The 22933-nt window shown below is 69.4% G+C and carries 18 protein-coding genes; 7 read left to right on the forward strand and 11 right to left on the reverse strand.

What is annotated here, in order from left to right:
* Window positions 1-9 precede the first annotated feature (9 nt).
* A complete protein-coding gene (locus ACQ4L4_RS25620; RefSeq protein ID WP_431101603.1) occupies window positions 10-1710 on the reverse strand; it encodes a tannase/feruloyl esterase family alpha/beta hydrolase in 1701 nt (566 codons plus the stop codon).
* Window positions 1711-1917: 207 nt separating this feature from the next.
* Between ACQ4L4_RS25620 and ACQ4L4_RS25625 the strand changes: the two genes are divergently transcribed.
* The 3 genes from ACQ4L4_RS25625 to ACQ4L4_RS25635 all read left to right on the forward strand — a co-directional run bounded on the left by ACQ4L4_RS25625 (window position 1918) and on the right by ACQ4L4_RS25635 (window position 4911).
* On the forward strand, window positions 1918-2823 hold the full coding sequence (locus ACQ4L4_RS25625; protein ID WP_431101604.1) for a LysR family transcriptional regulator: 906 nt from the start codon (window positions 1918-1920) through the stop codon (window positions 2821-2823).
* Window positions 2824-3115: 292 nt separating this feature from the next.
* A complete protein-coding gene (locus ACQ4L4_RS25630; protein ID WP_431101605.1) occupies window positions 3116-4144 on the forward strand; it encodes an amidohydrolase family protein in 1029 nt (342 codons plus the stop codon).
* A 101-nt stretch (window positions 4145-4245) separates the two neighbouring features.
* Window positions 4246-4911, forward strand: a complete 666-nt coding sequence (locus tag ACQ4L4_RS25635; protein WP_431101606.1) for a YitT family protein — start codon at window positions 4246-4248, stop codon at window positions 4909-4911.
* On the opposite strand, the gene ACQ4L4_RS25640 is transcribed toward ACQ4L4_RS25635, so the two are convergent.
* From ACQ4L4_RS25640 to ACQ4L4_RS25650, 3 genes are all read right to left on the reverse strand, one after another.
* Window positions 4896-6836, reverse strand: coding sequence for a reverse transcriptase domain-containing protein (locus ACQ4L4_RS25640; RefSeq protein WP_431101607.1), 1941 nt, complete (start codon window positions 6834-6836; stop codon window positions 4896-4898). The genes ACQ4L4_RS25635 and ACQ4L4_RS25640 overlap by 16 nt on opposite strands.
* A gap of 316 nt (window positions 6837-7152) precedes the next feature.
* Window positions 7153-8901 carry an SWIM zinc finger family protein gene (locus tag ACQ4L4_RS25645; protein WP_431101608.1) on the reverse strand — a complete coding sequence of 583 codons (1749 nt, stop codon included), beginning with the start codon at window positions 8899-8901 and terminating at the stop codon, window positions 7153-7155.
* A gap of 5 nt (window positions 8902-8906) precedes the next feature.
* Window positions 8907-12257 (reverse strand): hypothetical protein, encoded by a 3351-nt coding sequence (locus ACQ4L4_RS25650; protein ID WP_431101609.1) that lies wholly within the window; start codon window positions 12255-12257, stop codon window positions 8907-8909.
* A gap of 168 nt (window positions 12258-12425) precedes the next feature.
* Between ACQ4L4_RS25650 and ACQ4L4_RS25655 the strand changes: the two genes are divergently transcribed.
* Window positions 12426-12965, forward strand: coding sequence for a hypothetical protein (locus tag ACQ4L4_RS25655; RefSeq protein WP_431101610.1), 540 nt, complete (start codon window positions 12426-12428; stop codon window positions 12963-12965).
* Window positions 12966-13011: 46 nt separating this feature from the next.
* Here the strand turns inward: ACQ4L4_RS25655 and ACQ4L4_RS25660 are convergent, their stop codons facing one another.
* Window positions 13012-13248: a tautomerase family protein gene (locus tag ACQ4L4_RS25660; protein WP_431101611.1), complete on the reverse strand. Its 237-nt coding sequence runs from the start codon at window positions 13246-13248 to the stop codon at window positions 13012-13014.
* Window positions 13249-13311: 63 nt separating this feature from the next.
* On the reverse strand, window positions 13312-14037 hold the full coding sequence (locus tag ACQ4L4_RS25665; protein WP_431101612.1) for an SDR family NAD(P)-dependent oxidoreductase: 726 nt from the start codon (window positions 14035-14037) through the stop codon (window positions 13312-13314).
* 133 nt (window positions 14038-14170) lie between these two features.
* On the opposite strand from ACQ4L4_RS25665, the gene ACQ4L4_RS25670 reads away from it, so the two are divergent.
* Complete coding sequence (locus tag ACQ4L4_RS25670; protein WP_431101613.1) at window positions 14171-15085, forward strand: LysR family transcriptional regulator; 915 nt, start codon at window positions 14171-14173, stop codon at window positions 15083-15085.
* A gap of 48 nt (window positions 15086-15133) precedes the next feature.
* Here the strand turns inward: ACQ4L4_RS25670 and ACQ4L4_RS25675 are convergent, their stop codons facing one another.
* On the reverse strand, window positions 15134-15973 hold the full coding sequence (locus ACQ4L4_RS25675; protein WP_431101614.1) for a helix-turn-helix transcriptional regulator: 840 nt from the start codon (window positions 15971-15973) through the stop codon (window positions 15134-15136).
* Window positions 15974-16177: 204 nt separating this feature from the next.
* Here ACQ4L4_RS25675 and ACQ4L4_RS25680 point away from each other — a divergent pair, with 204 nt between their 5' ends.
* Window positions 16178-17083, forward strand: a complete 906-nt coding sequence (locus ACQ4L4_RS25680) for an SDR family oxidoreductase (RefSeq protein ID WP_431101615.1) — start codon at window positions 16178-16180, stop codon at window positions 17081-17083.
* A 40-nt stretch (window positions 17084-17123) separates the two neighbouring features.
* Here ACQ4L4_RS25680 and ACQ4L4_RS25685 read toward each other — a convergent pair whose 3' ends face one another.
* The 4 genes from ACQ4L4_RS25685 to ACQ4L4_RS25700 form a co-directional block, all read right to left on the reverse strand.
* Window positions 17124-17642 (reverse strand): hypothetical protein, encoded by a 519-nt coding sequence (locus ACQ4L4_RS25685; RefSeq protein ID WP_431101616.1) that lies wholly within the window; start codon window positions 17640-17642, stop codon window positions 17124-17126.
* Between the two features lie 45 nt (window positions 17643-17687).
* Window positions 17688-18569 (reverse strand): hypothetical protein, encoded by an 882-nt coding sequence (locus ACQ4L4_RS25690; RefSeq protein WP_431101617.1) that lies wholly within the window; start codon window positions 18567-18569, stop codon window positions 17688-17690.
* Between the two features lie 162 nt (window positions 18570-18731).
* The gene (locus ACQ4L4_RS25695) at window positions 18732-19391 is read right to left on the reverse strand and encodes a peroxiredoxin (RefSeq protein ID WP_431101618.1); all 660 of its coding nucleotides are present in this window, start codon (window positions 19389-19391) and stop codon (window positions 18732-18734) included.
* A gap of 193 nt (window positions 19392-19584) precedes the next feature.
* Window positions 19585-20256: a hypothetical protein gene (locus ACQ4L4_RS25700; RefSeq protein ID WP_431101619.1), complete on the reverse strand. Its 672-nt coding sequence runs from the start codon at window positions 20254-20256 to the stop codon at window positions 19585-19587.
* Window positions 20257-20667: 411 nt separating this feature from the next.
* Here ACQ4L4_RS25700 and katG point away from each other — a divergent pair, with 411 nt between their 5' ends.
* Window positions 20668-22863 (forward strand): catalase/peroxidase HPI, encoded by a 2196-nt coding sequence (katG, locus tag ACQ4L4_RS25705; RefSeq protein WP_431101620.1) that lies wholly within the window; start codon window positions 20668-20670, stop codon window positions 22861-22863.
* Window positions 22864-22933: the final 70 nt, after the last annotated feature.

The following is a 22933-nucleotide window of genomic DNA, read 5'->3' on the forward strand; positions in this document are numbered from 1 at the left end:
ACCGGACGGTCAGAGGGGCGCGGCCGCGTAGGGATTGAAGAACTCGCTGCCGGCCCAGTCGGGGACCTGCGAGGTGTAGAGCGCCGGACCCTTGGTGTAGTTCCCGGCCTGCGTCGCGTCGGCGCCGCTGTTGAGCTTGGCCAGCGCGGGGTACGGGTACACGGGGCGCGACGCGGTCGCGGCGCCGGCGGCGTCGGTGCGGTTCGTCGTGATGCCGTCGGGGGCGGTGCCCTTCTCGACCCAGTTCACCGCGGCGGTGACCAGGTCCATCTTGTCGTGGCCCTCGCCGTTGCCGCAGTGCGCAACACCTGGCACCAGGTACATGCGCATGAACGCGTCCATCGTCGACTGGCCGAGCACCTTCTGCATCGCCTCGTAGTACGCGATCGTGCCGAGGGGCGAGATGTGCTGATCCGCCCAGCCGTGCCACAGGATCAGCTTGCCGCCAGCGGCCTTGAACGCGGTGAGGTCCGGGTTGGTCGCGTCGTTGAGCGGATGCCGGGGCCGCAGCTTGGCGTAGAAGGCCTCGCTGAAGTCGAGCTCGTCGATCGTCGGCGGCGTCGCGTCGGTGAAGATCACGGAGCGGGCGCCGTTGACAAAGTTGTCGCTCCCGAGGCGCGTCGTCGGCGTGTCGTTGGCCGGCACGAAGACGCCGGACCAGTTCAGCTCCGAACCGTATTGCGAGGTTCCCACCAGCACGCGCCGGTTGGTCGAGGCGTCGCGCGGTCCGGCGTAGAACTTGCGGGCCGACGCCACTTCGGTCGCGGTCAGGCAGGCGCTGGTGTCGGTCGCGCCGTCCGCGCACTGGAGGGTCGCCGGGTCGTAGCTGCACAGGCGCGGATCGCTCAGCAGGCCGTCGGTCTGCCCGTCCTGCGCGTCGCAGGCGGCGACGACCGCCTTGTGCAGCACCGCCGCCTTGGCCGGGTACATCACGATGTTGCCGGTGGTCAGGCCGCTGTCGCGGTTGGCCCGAGATCCCCAGCCGTGCAGCAGCGAGTTCTGCGTCTGGAACAGGAAGGCCGGCGCGCCGACGACGATGCCGTTGTAGTCCGTCGGATAACGTTGCGCGGCCATCAGCCCTTCGCGCCCGCCGTCGGAGCAGCCCACGAAGTAGGCGTACTTCGGCGCCTGGCCGTAGAAGGCCAGGGTCAGCTTCTTCGCGGCGAGATTGGTGATGTGGACGGCGCGGTAGGCGAAGTCCACGCGGCGCTGCGCATCCAGCGACCAGGTGGTTTCGGCGTTCGTGTGGCCCATGTTGGTCGAGGCGAGCACGAAGCCGCCCGACTGCACCAGCGGGCAGCCGTAGGCCTGGCCGGGATCGACCGCCGCGCTGATCGAGCCGCAGAGGCCGCCGGAGCCGATGTCCAGCGTGCGCTGCGTCCAGGTCTCCAACGGCAGCCGCACGCGGAAGCCGACGGCCGGCGCGAGCGTGCCCTCGACGGTGCAGAACTTCGTGTCCTTGCCGTTGATCGCGACGCTGCCTTCCGTCGCGGAGGTGATGGTGCTGCCGACGCCGCCGATGTCGACCAGGTTGGTCGAACTCAGGCTGGCGCAGGTGGCGGTCGGCTTGACGACGGCCAGCTCGACCGACGCCGGCGGCGTGGTCGTGTCCGCGGGCGAGGCCTCGCTGCCGTTGCAGCCGCCCAGCCCGCCAAGGGCCGCGGCGAGCATCAGCCCGAGCGCCCTGGTGATAACCCTAGGTTGTGTCACGCTTGTCTCCTGTCGTTGCTGTGGGGAAGGGGATTGGTTCCCTGTCTCAGCGCGCGCATCGCCGCTTTGTCGCGGCTTCATCGGTGTTCTCGGCCATCGGTCTTGATCCGGATCAAGTCGATGCGGGGCGGAGTCTAGGAATCGGTGCCGGCATCTGGCAGATGCCGCGAAGCGTGGCGCGATAACCCATCGTTATCATCCCGGCGCATGAAGCTCACGAACTTGAGGGCGCTCGTCGCCGCGGTGGAGGAAGGCAGCCTGCGATCGGCGGCGCGTCGCGTCGGGGTGTCGCAGCCGGCGCTGACGAAGATGGTCCGGGAGCTCGAACGCGAGCTGGAGACGACGCTGCTGCTGCGCTCGACGACCGGCGTGCTGGCGACGGCGCAGGGCATGGTCCTGTACGAGCGCGCGCTGGCCGCGGACCGCGAGCTCTCCCATGCCCGCGATCAGATCCAGCAGCTGAGCGGCCGCATGACGGGTTCGCTGACCATCGGCGCGGTGCCGCTGGCGGTGATGCTGCTGGTGCCCGAGGCGCTGCGCACCTTCGGCGCCGAGTTCCCCGACATCCAGCTGCGCATCGTGGAGGAGCTCTACATCGCGCAGCTCACGCGCGTGCGCAAGGGCGAGGTGGACATCGCGCTCGGCCCCTTGCCCGATCAGCTGCCGCGCGGCGAATGCACGGTCGAATCGCTGATGCCGATCGACATGGTGGTCGTCGTGCGCAAGGGCAATGCGCTGGCGCGATCGAAGCAGCTCGCCGACCTGGCCGAGGCGCGCTGGGTTTACACCGGTGCGACCGAAGCGACGGGGCTGGCGCGCACGCTCTTCGAGACCCACGGCCTGCCGCCGCCGCCCGCCGGGGCGGTGGTCAATTCGACGCTGGGGCTGCTGTCCGTGATCGCGAGCGGCAACTGCGTCGGCCTGCTGCCGCGGCAGATCGCGGCGCATCCGTTCGCCGCGCAGTTCCTGCAGGTGGTGCCCGTGAAGGAAGCGCCGCTGCGCCTGACGCTCGGCGCGATGGCGCGCAACGACGCGGCCGTGAAGCCGGCGGTGCGGCACTTCATGGCGCACCTGCACCGCGCGGCCTACGTCATCACACACGGTCGCGCTTGAGTACTTCCACCGCCGCTGGCCCTCACCCCCACCCTCTCCCGCAAGCGGGAGAGGGAGTCCGACCGGCGCCACTCGCAGCGACGGTTCCTCTTTCCCCCTCTCCCGCTTGCGGGAGAGGGCAGGGGTGAGGGTCGCGGTCGTGGCAGTGAGGCACTATCGCCATGCCGGAACTGAATAGCAGCTAGTCCAGGCCATAACTTGGACGACGTGGCGCGGCTCTCCACAATGCACCGCAGTCGGCCCGGCAGGGCAACGCCATGCCGCGGTCGTTCCCAGCGAACCAGAGAGCCCCATGATCATCGACGTCCACGGTCACTACACCACCGCTCCCGCCGCGCTCGGCGCCTGGCGCGACCTGCAGATCGCCGGCCTGAAGGACCCGTCGCGGGCGCCGAAGGCCAGCGACCTGAAGATCTCCGACGACGAGCTGCGCGAGTCGATCGAGACCAACCAGCTGAAGAAGATGAAGGAGCGCGGCTCCGACCTGACGATCTTCAGCCCGCGCGCCAGCTTCATGGCGCATCACATCGGCGACTTCCAGACCTCCGCCACCTGGGCGGCGATCTGCAACGAGCTCTGCGCGCGCGTCGCCGAGCTCTTCCCCGAGCACTTCGTCGGCGCGGCCATGCTCCCGCAGAGCCCCGGCGTCGATCCCGCGAGCTGCATCCCGGAGCTCGAGAAGTGCGTCAAGGACTACGGCTTCGTCGGCATCAACCTGAACCCCGATCCGTCCGGCGGCCATTGGACGAGCCCGCCGCTGACCGACCGCCACTGGTACCCGCTCTACGAGAAGATGGTCGAGCTGGACATCCCCGCGATGATCCACGTCAGCACCAGCTGCAACGCGTGTTTCCACACCACCGGCGCGCATTACCTGAACGCGGACACGACGGCCTTCATGCAGTGCCTGACCGGCGACCTGTTCAAGGACTTCCCGACGCTGAAGTTCCTGATCCCGCACGGCGGCGGCGCGGTGCCGTACCACTGGGGCCGCTTCCGCGGGCTGGCGCAGGAGCTCAAGAAGCCTTTGCTGGACGAGCATCTGCTGAACAACATCTTCTTCGACACCTGCGTCTATCACCAGCCGGGCATCGACCTGCTGACGACCGTGATCCCGGTGAAGAACGTGCTGTTCGCGTCCGAGATGATCGGCGCGGTGCGCGGCATCGATCCGGAGACCGGCCACTACTTCGACGACACCAAGCGCTACATCGCCGCCACGCCGCACCTCAACGACGAGGAGCGCCACCTGGTCTACGAGGGCAACGCGCGGCGCGTGTTCTCGCGGCTGGACGCACGGTTGAAGGCGCAGGGCCGCTGAGCGTCGAGGCATGCGGCGGCGCGAAGTGCACAAGGATTCGCGCTGACGCCGCACGCCGGTGCTGCGACACTCCTGGGCACGCTTTCTGCTTCGTGCCCGGGATGAGCGCCACACCTGACGACACCACACCGCCGCCTTCCCCCTCGATCGCCGAGCCGCTCGCCGACCTGGCGATCCGCTCCCACACGGCCTTCGAGGACGCGCAGGCGATCTTCACCGGGACGCTGTTCGTGTCGCTGGCGCTGATCCTGTTCGCACAGGTCGGGCTGTTGACCGGCGGCACCGCGGGCGCGGCCTTCGTGCTGCACTACGCGACCGGCGTCAGCCTGGGCAAGCTGTTCTTCCTGATCAACCTGCCGTTCTACTGGTTCGCGTGGACGCGCATGGGACGCGAATTCACGGTGAAGACCTTCATCTCGATCGCCTTGCTGTCGGTGCTGACCGAGTTCTCGCCCAAGCTCTTCGCCATCGACCGCATCCATCCGGCCTACGCCGCGATCCTCGGCGGAGCGCTGCTGGGCTCGGGCTGCCTGTTCCTGGCGCGGCATCGCGCCAGCCTCGGCGGCGCCACCATCGTGTCGCTCTACCTGCAGAAGGCCAAGGGCTGGCGCGCCGGCAAGGTGCAGATGGCGATGGACTGCGCGATCGTGCTGCTCGCGCTCACGGTCGTGGATCCGGAGCGGGTCGCGTACTCGGTGCTCGCCGCGGTGGTGATGAATCTCTTCATCGCCGTCAACCACAAGCCGGGACGCTACGCGGTGCTGTGAGGGAAGAACTTCACCGCCACGGCGATCAGCAGGATCAGGCCGATCCAGAACTCGCCCCAGCCCGTGCTGCGTGTCTTGATGCGCAGGGCCAGGTGGGCGAGGCCGCCGAAGAACACAAGCCATGAGGCGATCAGGGTCGCGGCCAGCGCCATGACGCCGAACTGCCGGGCGTAGAGCCCCCAGTTGAGCGGGGCGGCGGCGGGCGTCGACGGACGCACCGACGTGGCCGCGGACCACCGTGCCGCGTTCTCGGCGGCGCGATTCGACTGCTCCTGACGTCGCTGCTGGTACTGGTCCGGCTTGGACGCCGCGCCGCCGCGCCGTTCGGCGCGGGCCGCGTTGATCCGCTCCTGACGCGCGGCCTTGATCTGGCCGGCGGTCTGCTGCAGTACCGGCTCGGGCCGGTCCGCCGGCTTCCACCAGGCGCCGCGTGCGAGCGTCGGTGCTTCGCCCTCCGCCGCCTTCCTGCGGAACAGTGCGCCGAATGCCGAGCGCTTCTTCGCAGAGCCGCCCGGCAGCGCCAGCGCCTGCTTCAGCAGCGGCGCGCCTTGCTGCCGGTCGACCATCGCGACGAAGCGGCCATAACCGACCAGCACCTCGCGCGTCGCCGGATAGCCGTGCCAGGTCGCCGCCTCGAGGCCGTCGCGCGTCGCCTTGTGCAGCGCAGCGCGCAGCTTGCGGCGCTCCTCGCGGGACACGGACGGCTTCTCGTTGACGACGACGCCCGTGACCTCCTGGCGCGAGCCCGCGCGCATCACGCGCTGCTTGTCCGGATGCGGCGTGAAGCCTTCATCGAGGAGGACATGACGCGCCTGGCGCAGCAGCGTGCCGACCTTGGCCGCCCCTTCGCCGGAGGCGGAGAAGGTCAGGTCGTCCGCGTAGCGCGTGTAGGTGAAGCCCAGCTTGTCGGCCAGTCCCTGCAGCCGCCGGTCCATCTTGCGGCACAGCACGTTGGTCAGCATCGGACTGGTCGGCGCGCCCTGCGGCAGCACGCGATCGCGGCCCTTGCCGCCGACGAAGAATCGTTCGCCGTCGACCTCCAGCTCGTCGCACGGGTTCTCGCTGCAGAGCAGCGCGAGCATCGTCGCGACGCGCTCGTCGTAGCCCAGCCCGCGGAACACGCCCTTGATCCGCGGGAAGGTGACGGTCGGGAAGAAGTCCTTGATGTCGAGGTTGATCACCACCGCGCGGCCGGTGTGCGGCGCGGCGTTGGAGACGATGCCGCGCCCCGGCAGGAAACCGTGCGCCGCCGCATGGCAGGGCACCTTCGCGAGCAGCTGGTCCAGCACCCAGTACTGCGCGCGCTTGAGCCGCGGCATCGGGGCGGAGATGGTGCGCTGGCCGCCGGTCTTCTTCGGCAGCAGGAAGCGGCGGTAGTGGGTGGTGCGGGCGACCTCGCGGTGGAAGCAGAGGAACTTGAGTTCGGGCAGCGTCAGGCCCATCGCGCCGGCGAGGTCCAGCGGCGTCGCGAGCGCGGGCAGGCCGTCGAGCAGCGGACGTGCCGACACGCGGGGGGGCCCGCCCGCATCGGTTGCTGGCGCCTGCAGGCCGCCGGATACGCCGGCGCCGAGATAGCCGGCATCCGTCTTGCGCGCCGCGTGCCAGCGCAGTGCGCGCTCATGGCGGCGCTGCTCGCGGGCTTGCGCGGTCGCCTCGCGGCGTGCGCGCGACTCCGCCATGCGCTGCTCGCGCATGGCCTTCATCGCGGCTTCGGGATCGCTGTGGGTGCGCAGGGTGGCCTGCACCTCGTCGAGCGCCCGCATCAGCTCGACTTCGCGCTCGATGAGCGCGGCTTCAATGCTGGGTTTCCCGTCGCCGGCGGGCCAGAAGCCCAGGCGCTGCATCTCTTCGAGCACGACGGCGTCCTTGGACGACGCGCGGATGCGCTCGATGATCTCGGCGCGGGTCAGGACACGGTCGCTCATGCGGCGCCTCCGTCGAGGAGCGCCGAGGCGGATCGCGTCAGCGGGGCAGGGGAGAAGAGAAGGAGTGCAGCGCGCTTCTCGTCGAAGAGCCTGGAAGGCTTGAGGGACGGGCGCTGTCCACTCGACGCCGCGCGCCTACCCGTCGCACGATTCGCTTCAGGGAAGCCAAATCGGAATCTGCGACGGGTAGGCTGCGCGGCACAGTGAAGACGGCGCCCGTGACGCATGGAACGGCAGGTGGCAAGGACGGCGAAACACCGCCCGGGTTGCAAGAGCCTGCGCGCTGCACTCGAGAACAGTTTAACCGCGGCGGTCGTCATGCGGCCTCCGTGTCGGTGCCAGGCGTTGCGGCTGCTGCCGTCGCCGAGGTGGCCGTCGAAGGCGACGCGACCGGCGGCGGCAACTCGGCCAGCCGCGGCTGCGCCAGCTGGCGCAGGGCCAGCATGTGGGCGCAGGGGCCGCGGCGCAGCCGGTTCTGGCGGAAGAAATTGCACTGGCAGCTGCAGTCGACGAGCTGCTGATCCGCATTGAGGATCAGGCGGGGCGTGAGGACCTGCTCCTTGAGCCTGACCTCGCCGTCGACGACGATGCGCGCGCCGTGCGACATGATGTCGCCCAGCTTCGCGCGTTTCTCGTGGATCAGCGAGAGCGCGCCCGCCTCCTCGGGACTGGCGAAGCGCAGTGTCTCCATCGGCAGCGGCTCGCGGGCGAGCTCGCGCCAGGCGTAGCGGTTCGTTGGCAGATCGAAGACCGCCCGACCGGCCTGCACCCAGAGGCTGAGCGCCGCGTCGACATCCGCTTTCGGCAGGCCTGTGCGCGTGGCCAGATCGGCGGACGAGGCGATCCAGTCGCGCTGCAGCGCGCCGGCGACGGAGAGCTTGGTCGCGTCGCTGACCTCGTGGCGCGGCTGCAGCAGGTCGAAGCGGCCGGCGTCGGACCAGTCGTTGGCGGTCCAGCCGGAGAGACCGAGCGTGACGGTGATGTCGCCGATGTCCACGACCCAGAAGCTCGGCATGCCGCTGCCCAGCAGGTGGACGCGCACCCGCGTCGCGAGCGCGATCAGCCGCTCCAGCGTCAGCAGGCGACGTCGGCCCCAGACGCGGATCGTGCGCGGTTCAGTCAACGGCGCGCCGACGATCGCGCTGCGGCGCGCGGTGAGTTCGATGTTCCACGGCTCCAGCACCATCCGCGCCGGACCGCCGGGCGCCAACTCGAAGCGCAACGACCGCGGACCAGCGCGTTCCTTGTGCTGGCGCAGCACGGCGCAGAGGTTGTGCAGGTCCATCGGATGCAGCTCGACCACGGTGGCCGGCAGCGTCATCGCGCTGGACACCTGCAGGAAGCCGCGCACCCAGCTGTCGGGCAGGTCGATCTTCTCCTCGCGGAAGGCGGGGTCGTCGCCGGTGGCGACGGTGAAGCCGGCCGGATCGACCTGCAGCCGCGTGGCCTTGTAGTCGCGGATCTTCTGGAACTCGTCGTACAGGCTGGCCGAGTAGTCGATGTTGGTCGTGCCGCAGGCCATGTCGCCGGTGCGGTCGAAGACGTCGTGCCGCACGCTGACGGCGCAGTAGGTCGACTCGTCCTGGCTGAAGGCCTCGAACAGCAACCGCTCCGGATGCACCGTGATCACCGGGTCGAGCACGTACCAGGCGTCGCGGTTGTTCCAGAACAGCCACTTGAAGTAGGCGTTCTGCGCCTTGTAGAAAGGCTCCAGCAGCTTGATCTTGCGCTGGCGCAGCGAGCGCAGTTCGGTGTAGATCCCGTCCGAGCGCTGCTTCAGGTCGACCGCCTGCGCCATGAAGCGCGCGAGCATCGATTGTTCGTTCTCGGCCAGCCAGGCGCGGTAGGCGGACTTGTCGCGGCCGCGGTAGCGGAGGTCGCTGACGACGACCGAGTGCAGCGCGGACAGCGCCTCGCGGAAGGCGAGGTGCGCATGCGAGTCGCGCCGCAGCAGGCCTTCGAAGGCGACCGGCGGACGCAGCGTGTCGGGCGCGAAGTTGAAGGCCTGCGACGCCGCGGTGTCGTCGACGGTGGTGCTGCCGTAGTACTTGTAGCGGAACTGCATCGTCGTCAGGCGGGGGAGGCCGAAGAGGTCGAGGAGGTCGAGGAACCCGATGAAGCCGAAGCAGCAGGCACAGCGGGCTGCTTCCAGTTCAGGAAGGGCAGCGCGATGCCGGGGTGCCTGGCGGCGATGTCGCGCAGACCGGCGATGTACTGCGGCTTGTCGGTCAGGCTGGCGGTGACGACCTGGCGGGCGAAGATCTCGGCGACGACCGCCGCCGTGCCGGCGTCGTCTGTCTGCGCGCGCAGGAAGGCGGTGATGCGCGACTTGGCGGCGCGGCCGCGATGGACCTGGCTCAACACTGTCAGGAAGTAGGGCGTGAGCGCGCGCAGCCGCTGCGCGAGCTGAGGCTTGTCGTCGGTCGGCAGCTCCAGCAGCCATTGCGTGACGAAGAGCTGCACCTGCGTGCCCGGGTGCTGGCTCAGTCGCGTGAGGCAGAGCGAGGCGTCGGCCGCGCTCATGCGACGCACGAGGCGGGCGCGGCCCAGCGCTTGCACCCAGGCCTTCGGATGATCGACCCAGGCGATGAGCAGCTCGACGGCGAGCGACTCGTCCGGCAGCCGCTCGCCGAAGAGCGTGCGGGTGTAGTCGACGGCGTCGTCGAAGTCGGCCTCGGCGAGCGGAAGCAGCTGCTCGGCCTGGTCGGGCGTCGGCACTGACGGCGGCGCGGGCAGCGAGAGGTCGAGCGCCCGCATCGACCAGTGGCGAACGCTCGTGTCGGGATGGCGTGCGAGCGTGGCGAGCTGCCGCAGCGAGAAGTCCGCCGGCGTCAGCGACATCAGCGCCCACGCGCCGTAACGCTGGGCGCCAGCGCTGCGCGCCTGCAGCGCGCGCCAGGCCCCGGACGCATCGCGCGCGGGCGCTGCGGGGGCCAGGTCTTGCGTCAGCCAGCGCAGCGCATCGGTGTGGGCGCCATCGCCAGACTCCGTTTGGAACAGCGAGCGGTGCAGGCGGTCGGCGATCAGGCGAGTGAATTCGGCATCGCCGCGCGCGACGCGCAGCAGCGCCGGACCGACGGCACTGCGGATGCCTGCGTGCGCGTGGGTGGCGAGATCGCCGATCAATTCGACCTGGCCGCGCAGCACCTCGTCGGGCAGCGCGGCGAGCAGACGCACGCCGCAGGCGCGGCGGTCGGGATCGTCGGCGCCGATCAGGTGCTTCATCAACGCCGGCGGCAGCAGCGTGACGCCGGTCGGATGCAGCAGCAGCCAGGTGACGCCGACCTGCACGACCGGCACCGCCGGATGGTGCAGCAGCGGCAGCAGCGCGCCGAGCTGGCGCAGCACGGCCTCCCCGGCCGGCGCGGCGAGCGGACCGGTCAGCAGTTGCTCGATCAGCGCGACGCCCTCGGCAAGACCTGGATCGGCCGCGTCGGCGGCCAGCAGCGCGGGCCGGAGCTCGTCGAGCAGCGCCTGCGGCGTCGCCAGCAGCGCGAGGCCGTGGCCCTGCTTGCGCGCGCGTTCCTGGCCGCTGAGCAGCAGCGCCACGATCAGGTCCGGGAAGCCCGCAAAGGCGCCCGGGTCGCCGGCGATGTGCAGCAGCGCGAAGTCCCGCGCGGGGGGATGGGCGCTCGAAGCCATCAGCTTGAGCCACTGGATCTGCTCGGCCGGCGTGCCGCGGTCCACGTGGGCGCGGGCGACGGCGAAACCGGTCTCGGCCGTCGGCGCATACGGGCTGCGCAGCAGCCGTTCCAGCACCGCGGGCGTCTGTCGACCCAGGAAGTCGGCGTGGTCCTGCAGCGCGCGAGCGACCACGGCGTGGACCAGCGCGCTGCGGCTTTCCATCGCCAGGCGCAGCAGCGCCTCGGGATGGGCGTCCCACATCTCGCGCAGGCCTTCGGCGCGCTCGGGCAGCGCGCGCGTGACGTCGATGGGCTCGCGGGTCCAGACCCGCTTCGCCCGTCCGCGATTGCCGCCGCCGGCGGCATGGATGTTGTTGCGGCCGTCGTCCCGGTCGCCCCGGTTCGGCGCTTGTGCCAGCAGCAGTCGCGTGACCAGCAACCAGTTCGCGCCGGCCGGGTAGTGACGCATGACCGTCGCCCAGCGACGGTCGACGTACTCGGAACGGTGCTCGACGGCGGCAGCGGGGATTTCGTCGTCACGCAGGCCGAGCAGCAGCTCGACGGCGAGTCCGGGCGCATGCGGATGCCCGATCGTGGCGAGCCGGCGCACGTTCCGCAACCCGCGCAGCCGGAGGTACTCGCGGCTCAGGCGCCCATAGGCGCGGGCCGGCTTGCGTTTGCTGCCGTTGACCCGGACGATGGTCTCGCCGGTCATCGGGTTCACGTAGTTGCGCAGCGTCTGCGCGCCGTGACGCTGGCGTGTGTTTTCGAAACGCGCATGCAGCACGGCGACGACCTGCGCATCGCGGCGCAGTTCGGCGGCCTTGTAGACGTAGCGCATCGCCTGGAAGGCTTCGACCTGCACCGGCAGCGCGCGCAGCAGCGACAGCACCCGCTCGCGCACGGCGGGGCGGGCGAGCGCGATGTCGTACCAGTCCTGCATCAGCTCGGGCCAGTCGAGGCGGTGCGCGTCGAGCGGCTCCAGCAGCGCGACGACCAGCTCGGGGCCGTCGAGTTCCAGCGCGAGCTCCGCCGACCATTGGCTCGCCAGCAGCTCGGCGTGCGCGGCCAGGTCCTCCGGCGACAGCAGCATCAGCCGCGCCTGGTGGGCGAATCGCTTCGTCGCGGGACTGCGGCCGCGCTCGGCCAGGATCCGCATCGCCTCGGCCGCCCCCGGATCGCCGAGACGACCGATCGCGGCGGCGAGGCACAGGTCCAGCAGGTCGCTGCCGCTCCCCAGCAGGTCGACGAGGCGAGGCACCAAGCCACGCAGCGCGCGTTGCGCGGCGGGATCGGCCTCGGTGCGATCGCTGCATTCGGCGACGCGCCAGGCGGAGCGGGTCTGACGGTCGGCGGATTCGAGCTTCCAGCGCGCGGGTTCGAAACGCGCGACCAGCGCGGCGATGCGCGGCGGCACGGGTCCGGCGGACGCCGACGTGGTCGACGAGGTTGAAGAGCCCGACGATGCCGATCGCGTGGTGCCCACCGCCCCGTTGGCGTTGGCCGAGGAGCCGCCCGCGGCGTCGTGCTCGGCCAGTGCGTCGAAGCCTTGCCGGCGGACCAGCGTCTCGCCGGCCGCGAGGCGGCGGCGGATGAAGTCCAGCGCGCGGCGCTCGGCGTCGGCGAGCGGGCAGGGCGTGGCGGTCAGCGACGATTCGCCGCTTTCCTGGCGGACGGTGACGACGTAGCGCGCGCCGCCGTCGCGGCCCGCGGGCACGTCCAGTTCGACCAGCTCCACCGTGCAGCGGCGCTCGCGCGGATGAACGCGTGACAGCGTCGCGGATGCGATCTTCCTCAAGCTCTTCTCCCCCTGGGACGGGCGATTCTAGGGGGGTGGTGCGGACCTAGGGGGAGGTGGTGGACCTAGGGATGTGCCCCTTCCCGGGGACTGCCTAGTCTGGCTCACGGCTTCTTCACAGCCCGACCCCGGGCGTGACAACGAAGCGTTCATTGCAGGAGACGCCCCATGCCCACACGTCAGCTGATGCTCACCCAGCTCAAGTGCGTCGACGACACGAGCGAGGGCGGCGACGACTCGCCCTATGTGCTGGTCTTCATGGCGCATCGCAACGTGCCTGGCGGCAAGCTGCACCGGCTGCGCGATTCCGATTGGGACGAGGAATTCAATGTCGGCTCGGTCGACAACACGCGGCGCATCATCGACGAATCGGAAGCCGGCGGTGCCTTCGTCTTCGTGTTCATGCTCGAGGAGGACTGGGATGCGGACCTGGGCGGCGGCGGGATCCTGCAGGTGATGATGCAGAGCATCTGGAACGTCTACGGACAGAGCGGCTGGAGCAACCTGACGCCGGCCCAGTTGCGGTCGGTCGTCGGCCCCAAGCTGTCGAGCATCGTGTCCAGCTCCTTGTCCAACGATGAGTACCTCGGCTGGCACAGCTTCGTCGTGCCGACGGTGACGACGGAAACGCCGCTCACGCCGCTGAACTTCAGCGGCGACGGCGGCACCTACAAGCTCACGTTCACGGTGAGGATCAAGGGCGGATGACGCCGCTCGACACGCACCGTGAAGGGAACCGGTCTCCAGGGCCTCCCTAGCCCGGCGTCCCGGCCTGCCGGCGGCGGAACTCCGCTGTCGGCAGGCCGCCGACGCCCCAGTTCTCGAGCTCGACCTCGTCGATGACGACGAAGGTCATGTGATGGGGCTTGCCCATCACCTCGAACAGCAGATCGCTGACACCCTGGATCAGGGCTGCCTTCTGCTCGGGCGTGGTGGCGCTGGCGCCGGGGGCGGTGCCTTCGCGGGTCACCTTGATGTTGACGTAGGGCATGGTGGCTCCTTGGTCTGCCGACGGGGGGTCGGCTCGTGGGGATTGCTCGGGGACGGGAGAGGCTCAGCGGCCGGCGTGCTGGCCGCCGTCGACGTTGAGCAGCTCGCCGGTGACGAAGCCGGCGCGCTCCAGATACAGCACCGCGTCGACGATGTCGCTGATCTCGCCCATGCGGCCCATCGGGTGCAGGGCGGCGAGGAAGTCGTGCGTCTCCGGCGCATGCATCGGCGTCTTGATCACGCCGGGACGCACCGCGTTCACGCGCACGCCGGTCTTGGCGTACTCGATCGCCAGCGAACGCGTCACCGCATCCAGGCCGCCCTTGGTCAGGCCGGCCAGACCGGTAGGCACCGCGGCGATGGGCTGGTCGACCAGCGTGGTCGTGATCGTCACGACGTGGCCGCTCTTCTGCTGCAGCATCTGCGGCAGCGCCAGCTGCGTGACGTGGAAGAAGCCCGCGACGTTGACGGCGATCGCGTCCTGGAAGTCCTGCGGCGTGTACTCGACGAACGGCTTGGCGATGAAGACGCCGGCGTTGTTGATCAGCGTGTCGATGCGGCCGAAGCGGTCGAGCGCGGTCTGCACGACGCGCTGCGCGACGAGGCGGTCGCCGATGTGGCCGGGCACGGCGATCACGCCGGCGTCGTCGCCCTGCTGGATGTGGCGCGAGTTGGCGACGACGGCGTAGCCCTGTGCGCGATAGGCGGCGACGAGCGCGGCGCCGATGCCTTGCGAGGCGCCGGTGACGATGGCGACCTTCTGAGCGGTGGTGCTGGAAGCGGTGGACATGGAAAGGCTCCTGTTCATGCGGGATACGGAGGATCCGGGTGGGTCGGGACGCCGTGGCGGTCGGGAGATCGTTCGGCGTTGGACAGAAGGTTAGGAGCCGGGCCTTCCGGGCGGTAGCCGCTATCCTGTCTCAATGGCTGATCAAAAACGCACAGGGTTCCGTGGGGGCGTCGACTGGGAGGACCTGCGCGTGTTCCTCGCGCTGGGGCGGCACGGCAGCCTGTCGGCGGCGGCGCGGGCGCTGACGGTCAATCACGCGACGATCTCGCGGCGCATCCAGGCGCTGGAGGACAGCCTCGGCGAAAAGCTCGTCGATCGCCGACCCGACGGCTACGTGCTGACGGCGGCGGGACGGCGCGCGCTGGCGGCGGCCAGCGACATGGAGTCCGCGGCCCAGTCGCTCGCGCGCGAAGGCGGTGGCGGAAACGGAGGCGACGACGCGGTGCGTGGACTGGTGCGGGTGAACGCGCCGCCGGCGCTGTCGCAGGGATTCCTGATCGACCGGCTGGCGCGGCTCGCGGTGCTGCATCCGGGGCTGGATATCAATCTCGCGACGGACCTGCGGGCGGTGAGCCTCGACCGGCACCAGGCGGACATCGCGGTGCGCCTCACGCGGCCGCGCGACGGTGACTTCATCGCGAAACCGCTGGGCACGATGGGCTTCGGTTTCTACGGCACGCCGTCGGTCTGCGAGGCGGTGGAGGCCGGTGCGGCGCCGGTGTTCGTCGGCTTCGACGAAGAGAACGCCGACATGCCCGACGCGACGTGGCTGGCGCAGCGCTTCCCGCGCGCCAGGGTCGCGTTCCGCGCCAACAACCACATGTCGCAGGCGATCGCGGCAAGGACCGGCGCGGGGCTCGCCGTGCTGCCGCATTACATCGGGCGGCAGGTGCCGGGGCTGCGTGCTTGCGCGCTGGAACCGGTGCGCGATCCGCGCGAGATGTGGCTGCTGATCCGCGGGCAGGACCGGAAGGACCGGGCGATCCGCACGGTGGCAGATCACCTGCAACAGGTGTTCGAAGAAGAGAAGGCGCTGTTTCTGCCGTGATGCCTTGGTGATCCCGTGATGCGGTGAACCGCCGCGATTCGCGGATCCTCAGGTCGACGCGAGTTCCTGGAGATTCAACAGCCGGCGCACGCTGTCTTCGTCCTCGCGCGTCGCCGGCTGGTAGACCACCATGCCGAGGTCGGGCCGCTGATCGACGGAGAACGCCGAGTACTCGAAGGCGATCAGCCCGACGGTCGGATGCCGCAGCCGCTTCACGCCCTCGCCGAAGGCCTTCACGTCGTGCTCGCGCCAGAACTTCTCGAACTCGGGGCTGCGCGCGCTGACTTCGCGCACCAGTGCCTCGACCCTGGCCGTGTCGCCGACTCGCGCGGAGTCCGCGCGGAACGCCGCCACCACGAAACGCGCGACGCTTTCCCAATCGTCCTGTGCCGCCCGCACGCTCGGGTTGCAGAAGATCAGCTTCACGATGTTGCGCTGCTCCGGCGGCAGCGTGCTGTAGTCGGTGAGCACGGCGCTTGCCGCGCGATTCCAACCGACGACGTCCCACAGCGGCGTCTTCACGATCGCCGGGCTCAGCGTGAGCGCGTCCAGCACGCGCTGCAGCCGCGGCGTGACGCCGACGGCTTCCGGCGCGCGGATCTCGGGCGCGCGTCCGAAGGCGAGCAGGAAGAGATGCTCGCGCTCGACGTCCGTCAGCAGCAGCGCGGTGGCGATGCGCTCGAGCACGACCTCCGACGGCGCACCGCCACGTCCCTGCTCCAACCACGTGTACCAGGTCGGGCTCACGTGGGCGCGTTGGGCCACCTCCTCGCGGCGCAGGCCCGGCGTGCGCCGACGCGTCATCGGCAGGCCGAGCGCGGCGGGGTCGAGTCGCTCGCGGCGATCGCGCAGGTAGGCGCCGAGCGGGTTGTCCTTCGGCGCGTGCATGTGGGTCTGCGCGGCAGCCGCGGGCAACGCCGAGGGCGTGTCCGCGCGAGGCTCGGACAGCTCGGGGGACTCGGGACGAAACACGGAGGGAAGGGGAAAGACGCTGTTCATCCTGTTAGCCGCCATACCTGGATAAGGTCACTACTACACCGGGATGGATTCTGCGTTGACGATGCGTGGCATCAACTGTCGAGGGTTTCTCTCATGCGCGTTTTCGTCACTGGAGCCACGGGCTTCGTCGGGTCGGCGGTGGTCGAAGAATTGATCGAGGCCGGCCATCAGGTGCTCGGGCTGGCGCGATCGGAGGCGTCCGCGGAGGCGCTGGTCCGAGCCGGCGCCGACGTGCATCGCGGCACGATCGACGATCTGGACAGCCTGCGCTCGGGCGCGGCGTCGACCGATGCGGTCATCCACACCGCGTTCGACCACGACTTCTCCCGCTTCGCCGAGAGCTGCCGGCGCGACAGCGTCGCCATCGAGGCGCTCGGCGAGGCACTGGTCGGATCGCAGCGCCCGCTGCTGGTGACGTCGGGGCTGGCGATGGCGATGGCGGTGTCGGGGCGACTGGGTCACGAAGGGGATCCGTGCCTGCCCGTGTCCGACGGCTACCCGCGTGCGTCCGAACCGACTGCGTTGGCGCTCGCGGCGCGCGGCGTCAACGCCGCCACGGTGCGTCTCTCGCCGACGGTGCACGGCGCGGGCGATCACGGCTTCGTGCCGATCCTCATCGACCTCGCGCGGCGCACGGGCCGGTCGGCCTACATCGGCGATGGCCAGAACGCGTGGAGCGCCGTGCATCGACGCGACGCGGCGGTGGTGTTCCGGCGCGCGATCGAAGCGCCCCGCGCAGGTGCGCGCTGGCATGCGATCGCGGAGGAGCGGCTCGCGTTCAAGGACATCGCGACCGCCATCGGCGAGCGTCTGGGCTTGCCGGTCGTGAGCCTTTCGCAGGACGAGGCCCAGGCGCACTTCGGTTGGTTCACGAAGTTCGCCGGGCTGAACCTCGCGGCGACCAGCACCGTCACGCGCGAGGCGCTCGGCTGGGCGCCGAAGCATCCGACGCTGGCGCAGGATCTCGACGAGGCGGGCTACTTCGACGTGAAGGCCTGATGGTCAGGTGGCGCGCGCCTTTGCGGTGGGCGCCACGGCTTCAGGTCGTGAACACGAATTGCCGGCCCTTGCGGTTGGGGCCGATGAAGCTCATGTCGGGATAGATGCGGCGCTGGACCCAGAACACGTACCCGATCAAGCTGACCGAGATCGCGAAGCCGGCGATGCTGCCGGCCGTCAGCGGGAACATGCCGGCGAAGTTGCGGCCCAGCGTGACGATCGAGAGGAACAGGTAGCCGGCGTAGGCGCCGGCCCGCGGCTGGCGGAAGCCCCAGGCGAACAGCAGCGGGATGAGCATCAGCGCCAGTCCGAGGAAGACGGAGACGGCGGCCGTGATCGCGAGGATGATCAGCGCCTGCAGGACCATGAACGCCGTAAGGATGTTGACGTGCAGTTTCATCTCGGCGAAGGCCTGCATGTCCGGCTTGCTGGCCAGCCAGGCGGCGAGATGACGGTCCTTGACCCCCTGTCCGGACAGCTGCCGGAATACCTCGGTCTTGCCCGTGCCCTCGGCGAGCATCGCGTCCATCTGCCGGCGGATGGCTCTCTTGTCGGTCATGGATCCTCCCTGGATCGGTGTTTTGGTTGAGGGCGGGATTTTGGCTCAGCCGACACGGTCGGGAGACACCTTCACGCTCTTGAACCATTCCGTAGCCAAGGCTTCGGCCCGTTGGAGATCCTCGGCGGACAGCGTGTTGTCGAACTCCCGCCACTGCGATGGAACCGGAACACCGATCGACCTGTGCCATTGCTCTTCCACCATCCGCGCCGCCAACGCGTAGGCTCGCGCCTCGATCCTTGACAGTCCGAAGGACTCTCCATGGGTTCCCAGCATGTACGCAGGGAACGAGCGGCCGTCCAGGAAGTCGGCCCTCAAGGCATTGATCAGCGGCTGTCGCATGGCCGGGGGCGGTGCATAGTCGACGGCGCGACCGTAGATGTCTCCGAGCCCCTTCATCCCGCTGAGGATGCCGCGTTGAGCAAGTTCCGCGATCCGGGCGGTCATGTCTGGTGTGATTGATTGGCAGCGCCGAAGGCGCTGCTCGGCGCGCGCAGTCATTGAGACGGCGGTTTCACCGGTGACGTCCCCACGAGATTTCAGTCGTTCTACGAAGTCGCGGCCATGGGCCGCGAACTGGCAATCGGCGATGAGTTTGGCGGCTTCCCCCGCTTGTTTCGGCGTCCCGCCGTGGAGGGCGGCCAGCACGATCTGACCGTAGTCCTGCATGGCGGCAGAGGCGCCGATGCCAGACCTCGGAAGGGCGCTGGAGGAGGCCTGTTGCGCGGGCTTCGCGGCGTCAGGCTCGAAGGCGCGCTGGGGTACGGAGGCCGGGGGCTGAACGAAGGCCGGGGGCTGAACGAAGGCCGGCGTGGCCGCCGTCGCGAGGTGCTCGTCCTTCGGCGATTCAGGCCAGAGCTGCACGGCAATCGCTGCGCCGGTCAGCAGCAGCCCGCTTGCCACGATCCAGCGGCGTGGGTGATTCATCTTCCTGACTCCCTGCGATGCGGTCGTCCGCCGCATTGACGCCGTGGATGTTATCGACGCAGGAAGCAGAAAGGCCGACGCCCCCCATCGGAGGGAACGTTGGCCTTGCGGTGCATCGGGGGTCGGGTCATGCGCGCAGGAACACGCGCAGGACGCTCCCCATCACTTCGGCTGCTTGACGATCCGCAGGTAAGGCTTCGGCGCCTTCCAGCCTTCCGGGTAGATCGTCTTGGCTTCGTCGTCGGACACCGAGCCCGCGATGATCACGTCGTCGCCCTGTTTCCAGTTCACCGGCGTGGCGACGCGGTGCTTGGCGGTCAGCTGGATGGAGTCCAGCACGCGCAGGATCTCGTCGAAGTTGCGGCCCGTGGTCATCGGATAGGTCAGCGTCAGCTTGATCTTCTTGTCCGGACCGACGATGAACACCGAACGCACCGTCGCGTTCGTCGCCGCCGTGCGGCCTTCCGACGTGCCCGGCTCCTCGGCCGGCAGCATGTTGTAGAGCTTGGCCACCGCCAGGTCGGTGTCGCCGATCATCGGGTAGTTCACCGCGGCGCCCTGCGTCTCCTCGATGTCCGCGGCCCACTTCGCGTGGTTCTCGACCGGGTCGATCGACAGGCCGATCAGCTTGGCGTTGCGCTTGGTGAACTCGGGCTCGATCTTGGCCATGTAGCCCAGCTCGGTCGTGCACACCGGCGTGAAGTCCTTCGGATGCGAGAACAGGACGGCCCAGCTGTCGCCGATCCAGTTGTGGAAGTCGATCTCCCCCTGCGTGGTCTTGGCGGTGAAGTTCGGGGCGATGTCGTTGATGCGCAGAGACATGGTGGGCTCCAAGGTTGAAGGTGCCGTCGCCCTCGCGGCGATCGGACAGGCCGGGCGATTCTCGTCGTCAATCCAACTGTCGGGGGCGTCCGGCAGGGGGGAGCGACATTCTTGTCCTCCAGATTGACGACGGGCAGAGTCTGCCCAATGGCCTTACTCGACCAGCGACTTTACTCATGCGCGGAACGACTGCTCACTGGCCGAAGGTCCAGTTCGCGCCGACCGTCCACCAGCCTTCCTTCGGCGCGTGCGCCGTGGCGGTGGTCCGCGCGAAGCTCAGGTCCAGCGTCAGCCGGTCGCTCAGCGTGCGGCGCAGGCCGAGTCGCGTCAGCGGGCGCTGGCCGTCGTGGAAGTGCTCGGCCAGCGCCTGCCAGTCCGGCGTCACCTGCCACTCGGCGGCGATGCCGCGTTGGGTGAGATCGTCCGCGCCCTTGCGCAGGGTGCGTCCCACGTTCACATGGAAGGCCAGGTCCTCGCGCGGCGTCCAGGTCAGCGGCACCAGCAAGGATTGTTGCGAGCGCGGGGTCTGGTCTTGCCACCCCAGCGCCGTGACCAGGCCGATCGCCAGTTGGGGCGTCAGCCCGGTCGCCCACTTGAGCTGTACGCCATGCAGGTGGAGCGACGAGGCCGACCGGGCGGTCTCGCGGTCGACGTTGAGTTCGGCTTCCGCGCCGAACAGGTTGCAGCCGAGGCCGCCGTGTTGAAGCTGGCGGCGGTCGAGGTTTGAGCGCTCGGCCCAGAGTTCGAGATTGCACTGGCCGGATTCGACGATCGCGGCGTCGTCGACGGCGTGGTGTCCGCCGGCGGCGAAGGTGGGGGCAGGCAGCAGCAGGCCGGCCAGCAGGGCCAGCAGGAAGAAGGGCATGGAAAGACTCCTGCGCGCACTGTCCGTCACACCCGTTGAGGTGTGATGACGGCGCGGTTCAAGATGGATCGGATCGGGTGAGTCGTCGCGCATTGGCGACGGTTGCCTCGGAAAGGCGATCGATGCGACAGGAGAAGAAGGTCGGCGCGACGCTGCGCGCCACCGGAGCCGGGTCAGCGCGTCAGTCGTGCGGCGGCCGTTCCGGCTCGCGTCGCGATGGGACTGGGGGCACTGTCCACGAGGGGCTCCAAGGGATGAAAAGACTGGATTGTGGCACCGGTCAAAAAAACTATCGCTCCGATTGACCCGGACTGTTGCCGCTCCCACTGAGCGAGTTCTAGACTCGACCGCGCTCGCACGCTGCAGGCGGACTAGCGGACTGATCCCCAAGGTTCAACTCAGGAGGAAGACATGTCAGGCGAATCGAAGTGCCCGTTCTCGGGCGGAACCCACCACCATGCGGTGGCAGGCACCAAAGGCAACCGGGACTGGTGGCCCGAACAGCTCAACCTCTCCATCCTCTCGCTGCACTCGTCCAAGACGAATCCGATGGGCGAGGACTTCAAGTACGCGCATGAGTTCCAGACCCTCGACCTCGACGCCGTCGTCAAGGACCTGACCGCGCTGATGACGGACTCCCAGGACTGGTGGCCCGCCGACTACGGCCACTACGGGCCGTTCTTCATCCGCATGGCCTGGCACTCCGCCGGCACCTACCGCGTGCAGGACGGCCGCGGCGGCGCCGGCACCGGCGCCCAGCGCTTCGCGCCGCTCAACAGCTGGCCCGACAACGGCAACCTCGACAAGGCCCGCCGCCTGCTCTGGCCGATCAAGCAGAAGTACGGCCGCAAGCTGTCGTGGGCCGACCTGATGATCCTGGCGGGCAACGTCGCGCTGGAGTCGATGGGCTTCAAGACCTTCGGCTTCGCCGGCGGGCGCACCGACGTCTGGGAACCCGAGACCGACGTCTTCTGGGGCCCGGAGACCACGTGGCTCGGCGATGAACGCTATGCGGGCGATCGCGACCTCGCGAACCCGCTGGCGGCCGTGCAGATGGGCCTCATCTACGTGAACCCGGAAGGCCCGAACGGCAATCCCGATCCGGCCGCGTCGGCGCGCGACATCCGCGAGACCTTCAAGCGCATGGCGATGAACGACGAGGAGACCGTCGCGCTGGTCGCCGGCGGTCACACCTTCGGCAAGGCGCACGGGGCGGGCGAGGTCCACCACGTCGGCGCGATGCCCGAGGGCGGGGACATCGAGGACCAGGGCCTGGGCTGGAAGAACAAGCTCGGCGAAGGCATGGGCGTCTACACGATCACCAGCGGCATCGAGGGCGCCTGGACGCCGACGCCGACGAAGTGGGACAACAGCTTCTTCGAGACGCTGTTCGGCTTCGAGTGGGAACTGACCAAGAGCCCCGCCGGCGCGCACCAGTGGACGCCCAAGGGCGGCGCGGGAGCGGGCACGGTGCCCGACGCGCACGACAAGAACCGCAAGCACGCGCCGATGATGACGACGGCCGACCTCGCGCTGCGCGTCGACCCGGCCTACGAGAAGGTCTCCCGCCGCTACAAGGACAACCCGGCCGAGCTGGCCGATGCGTTCGCGCGCGCCTGGTACAAGCTGACGCACCGCGACATGGGCCCGCTGTCGCGCTACCTCGGCAAGCTGGTGCCCAAGGAAGAGCTGATCTGGCAAGACCCGGTACCGAAGGTCGATCACCCGCTGGTCGACGACCAGGACGTCACCGCCCTGAAGGCCAAGCTGCTGGCGAGCGGCCTGACCGTGCAGCAGCTGGTGTCGACGGCGTGGGCCTCGGCCGCGACCTTCCGCAGCGGTGACAAGCGCGGCGGTGCCAACGGCGCGCGGATCCGCCTGGCCCCGCAGAAGGAATGGCTGGTGAACCAGCCCAGCGAGCTCGAGAAGGTCTTGAGCAAGCTGGAAACGGTGCGCAAGGAGTTCAACGCGTCCGCGGCCGGCGGCAAGAAGATCTCGCTGGCCGACCTGATCGTGCTGGGCGGCTCCGCCGGCATCGAGGCGGCGGCGAAGCAGGGCGGGCATGACGTCGTCGTGCCGTTCACGGCGGGCCGCACCGATGCGTCGCAGGACCAGACCGACGTCGAATCCATGGCCTACCTGGAGCCCGCGGCCGACGGTTTCCGGAACTACGTGCGCAAGGACCTGGTCAAGCACACGGCGGAGCTGCTGATCGACAAGGCCCAGCTGCTGTCGCTGAGCGCGCCGGAACTGACCGCGCTGGTCGGCGGCATGCGGGTGCTGGACACCAACGTCGGCCACACGAAGCACGGCGTCCTCACGACGCGGCCCGGGACCCTGAGCAACGACTTCTTCGTCAACCTGCTGGACATGCGGACGCGGTGGCAGAAGTCGACGAGCGACGACGGCGTGCTTGAGGGCCGGGACCGCACGTCCGGCGCCGCGAAGTGGACCGCCACGACGGCGGATCTGGTGTTCGGTTCGAACTCGCAGCTGCGCGCGCTGGCCGAGGTCTACGCGTCCAAGGACGGCGAGAAGGTGCTGGTCAATGACTTCGTCAAGGCCTGGACCCGGGTGATGAACCTGGACCGCTACGACCTGATCTGAGCGGACGCGGGGCCGCCCACCCGGGAGGGTCGGCGGCCCCAGCTTCCCGGGTGGGCGGCTGTAGGCAATC

It is taken from the genome of Roseateles noduli (genome assembly GCF_050626985.1).
Taxonomy (GTDB): domain Bacteria; phylum Pseudomonadota; class Gammaproteobacteria; order Burkholderiales; family Burkholderiaceae_C; genus Roseateles; species Roseateles noduli_A.

Bases quoted from the DNA above. Each gene is read 5' to 3' on its own strand.
- ACQ4L4_RS25625 (WP_431101604.1), top strand. From the start codon at position 1,918: ATGAAGCTCACGAACTTGAGGGCGCTCGTCGCCGCGGTGGAGGAAGGC.
- ACQ4L4_RS25630 (WP_431101605.1), top strand. From the start codon at position 3,116: ATGATCATCGACGTCCACGGTCACTACACCACCGCTCCCGCCGCGCTC.
- ACQ4L4_RS25635 (WP_431101606.1), top strand. From the start codon at position 4,246: ATGAGCGCCACACCTGACGACACCACACCGCCGCCTTCCCCCTCGATC.
- ACQ4L4_RS25640 (WP_431101607.1), bottom strand. From the start codon at position 6,836: ATGAGCGACCGTGTCCTGACCCGCGCCGAGATCATCGAGCGCATCCGC.
- ACQ4L4_RS25645 (WP_431101608.1), bottom strand. From the start codon at position 8,901: ATGCAGTTCCGCTACAAGTACTACGGCAGCACCACCGTCGACGACACC.
- ACQ4L4_RS25655 (WP_431101610.1), top strand. From the start codon at position 12,426: ATGCCCACACGTCAGCTGATGCTCACCCAGCTCAAGTGCGTCGACGAC.
- ACQ4L4_RS25660 (WP_431101611.1), bottom strand. From the start codon at position 13,248: ATGCCCTACGTCAACATCAAGGTGACCCGCGAAGGCACCGCCCCCGGC.
- ACQ4L4_RS25665 (WP_431101612.1), bottom strand. From the start codon at position 14,037: ATGTCCACCGCTTCCAGCACCACCGCTCAGAAGGTCGCCATCGTCACC.
- ACQ4L4_RS25670 (WP_431101613.1), top strand. From the start codon at position 14,171: ATGGCTGATCAAAAACGCACAGGGTTCCGTGGGGGCGTCGACTGGGAG.
- ACQ4L4_RS25675 (WP_431101614.1), bottom strand. From the start codon at position 15,973: ATGCACGCGCCGAAGGACAACCCGCTCGGCGCCTACCTGCGCGATCGC.
- ACQ4L4_RS25680 (WP_431101615.1), top strand. From the start codon at position 16,178: ATGCGCGTTTTCGTCACTGGAGCCACGGGCTTCGTCGGGTCGGCGGTG.
- ACQ4L4_RS25685 (WP_431101616.1), bottom strand. From the start codon at position 17,642: ATGACCGACAAGAGAGCCATCCGCCGGCAGATGGACGCGATGCTCGCC.
- ACQ4L4_RS25690 (WP_431101617.1), bottom strand. From the start codon at position 18,569: ATGAATCACCCACGCCGCTGGATCGTGGCAAGCGGGCTGCTGCTGACC.
- ACQ4L4_RS25695 (WP_431101618.1), bottom strand. From the start codon at position 19,391: ATGTCTCTGCGCATCAACGACATCGCCCCGAACTTCACCGCCAAGACC.
- ACQ4L4_RS25700 (WP_431101619.1), bottom strand. From the start codon at position 20,256: ATGCCCTTCTTCCTGCTGGCCCTGCTGGCCGGCCTGCTGCTGCCTGCC.
- katG (WP_431101620.1), top strand. From the start codon at position 20,668: ATGTCAGGCGAATCGAAGTGCCCGTTCTCGGGCGGAACCCACCACCAT.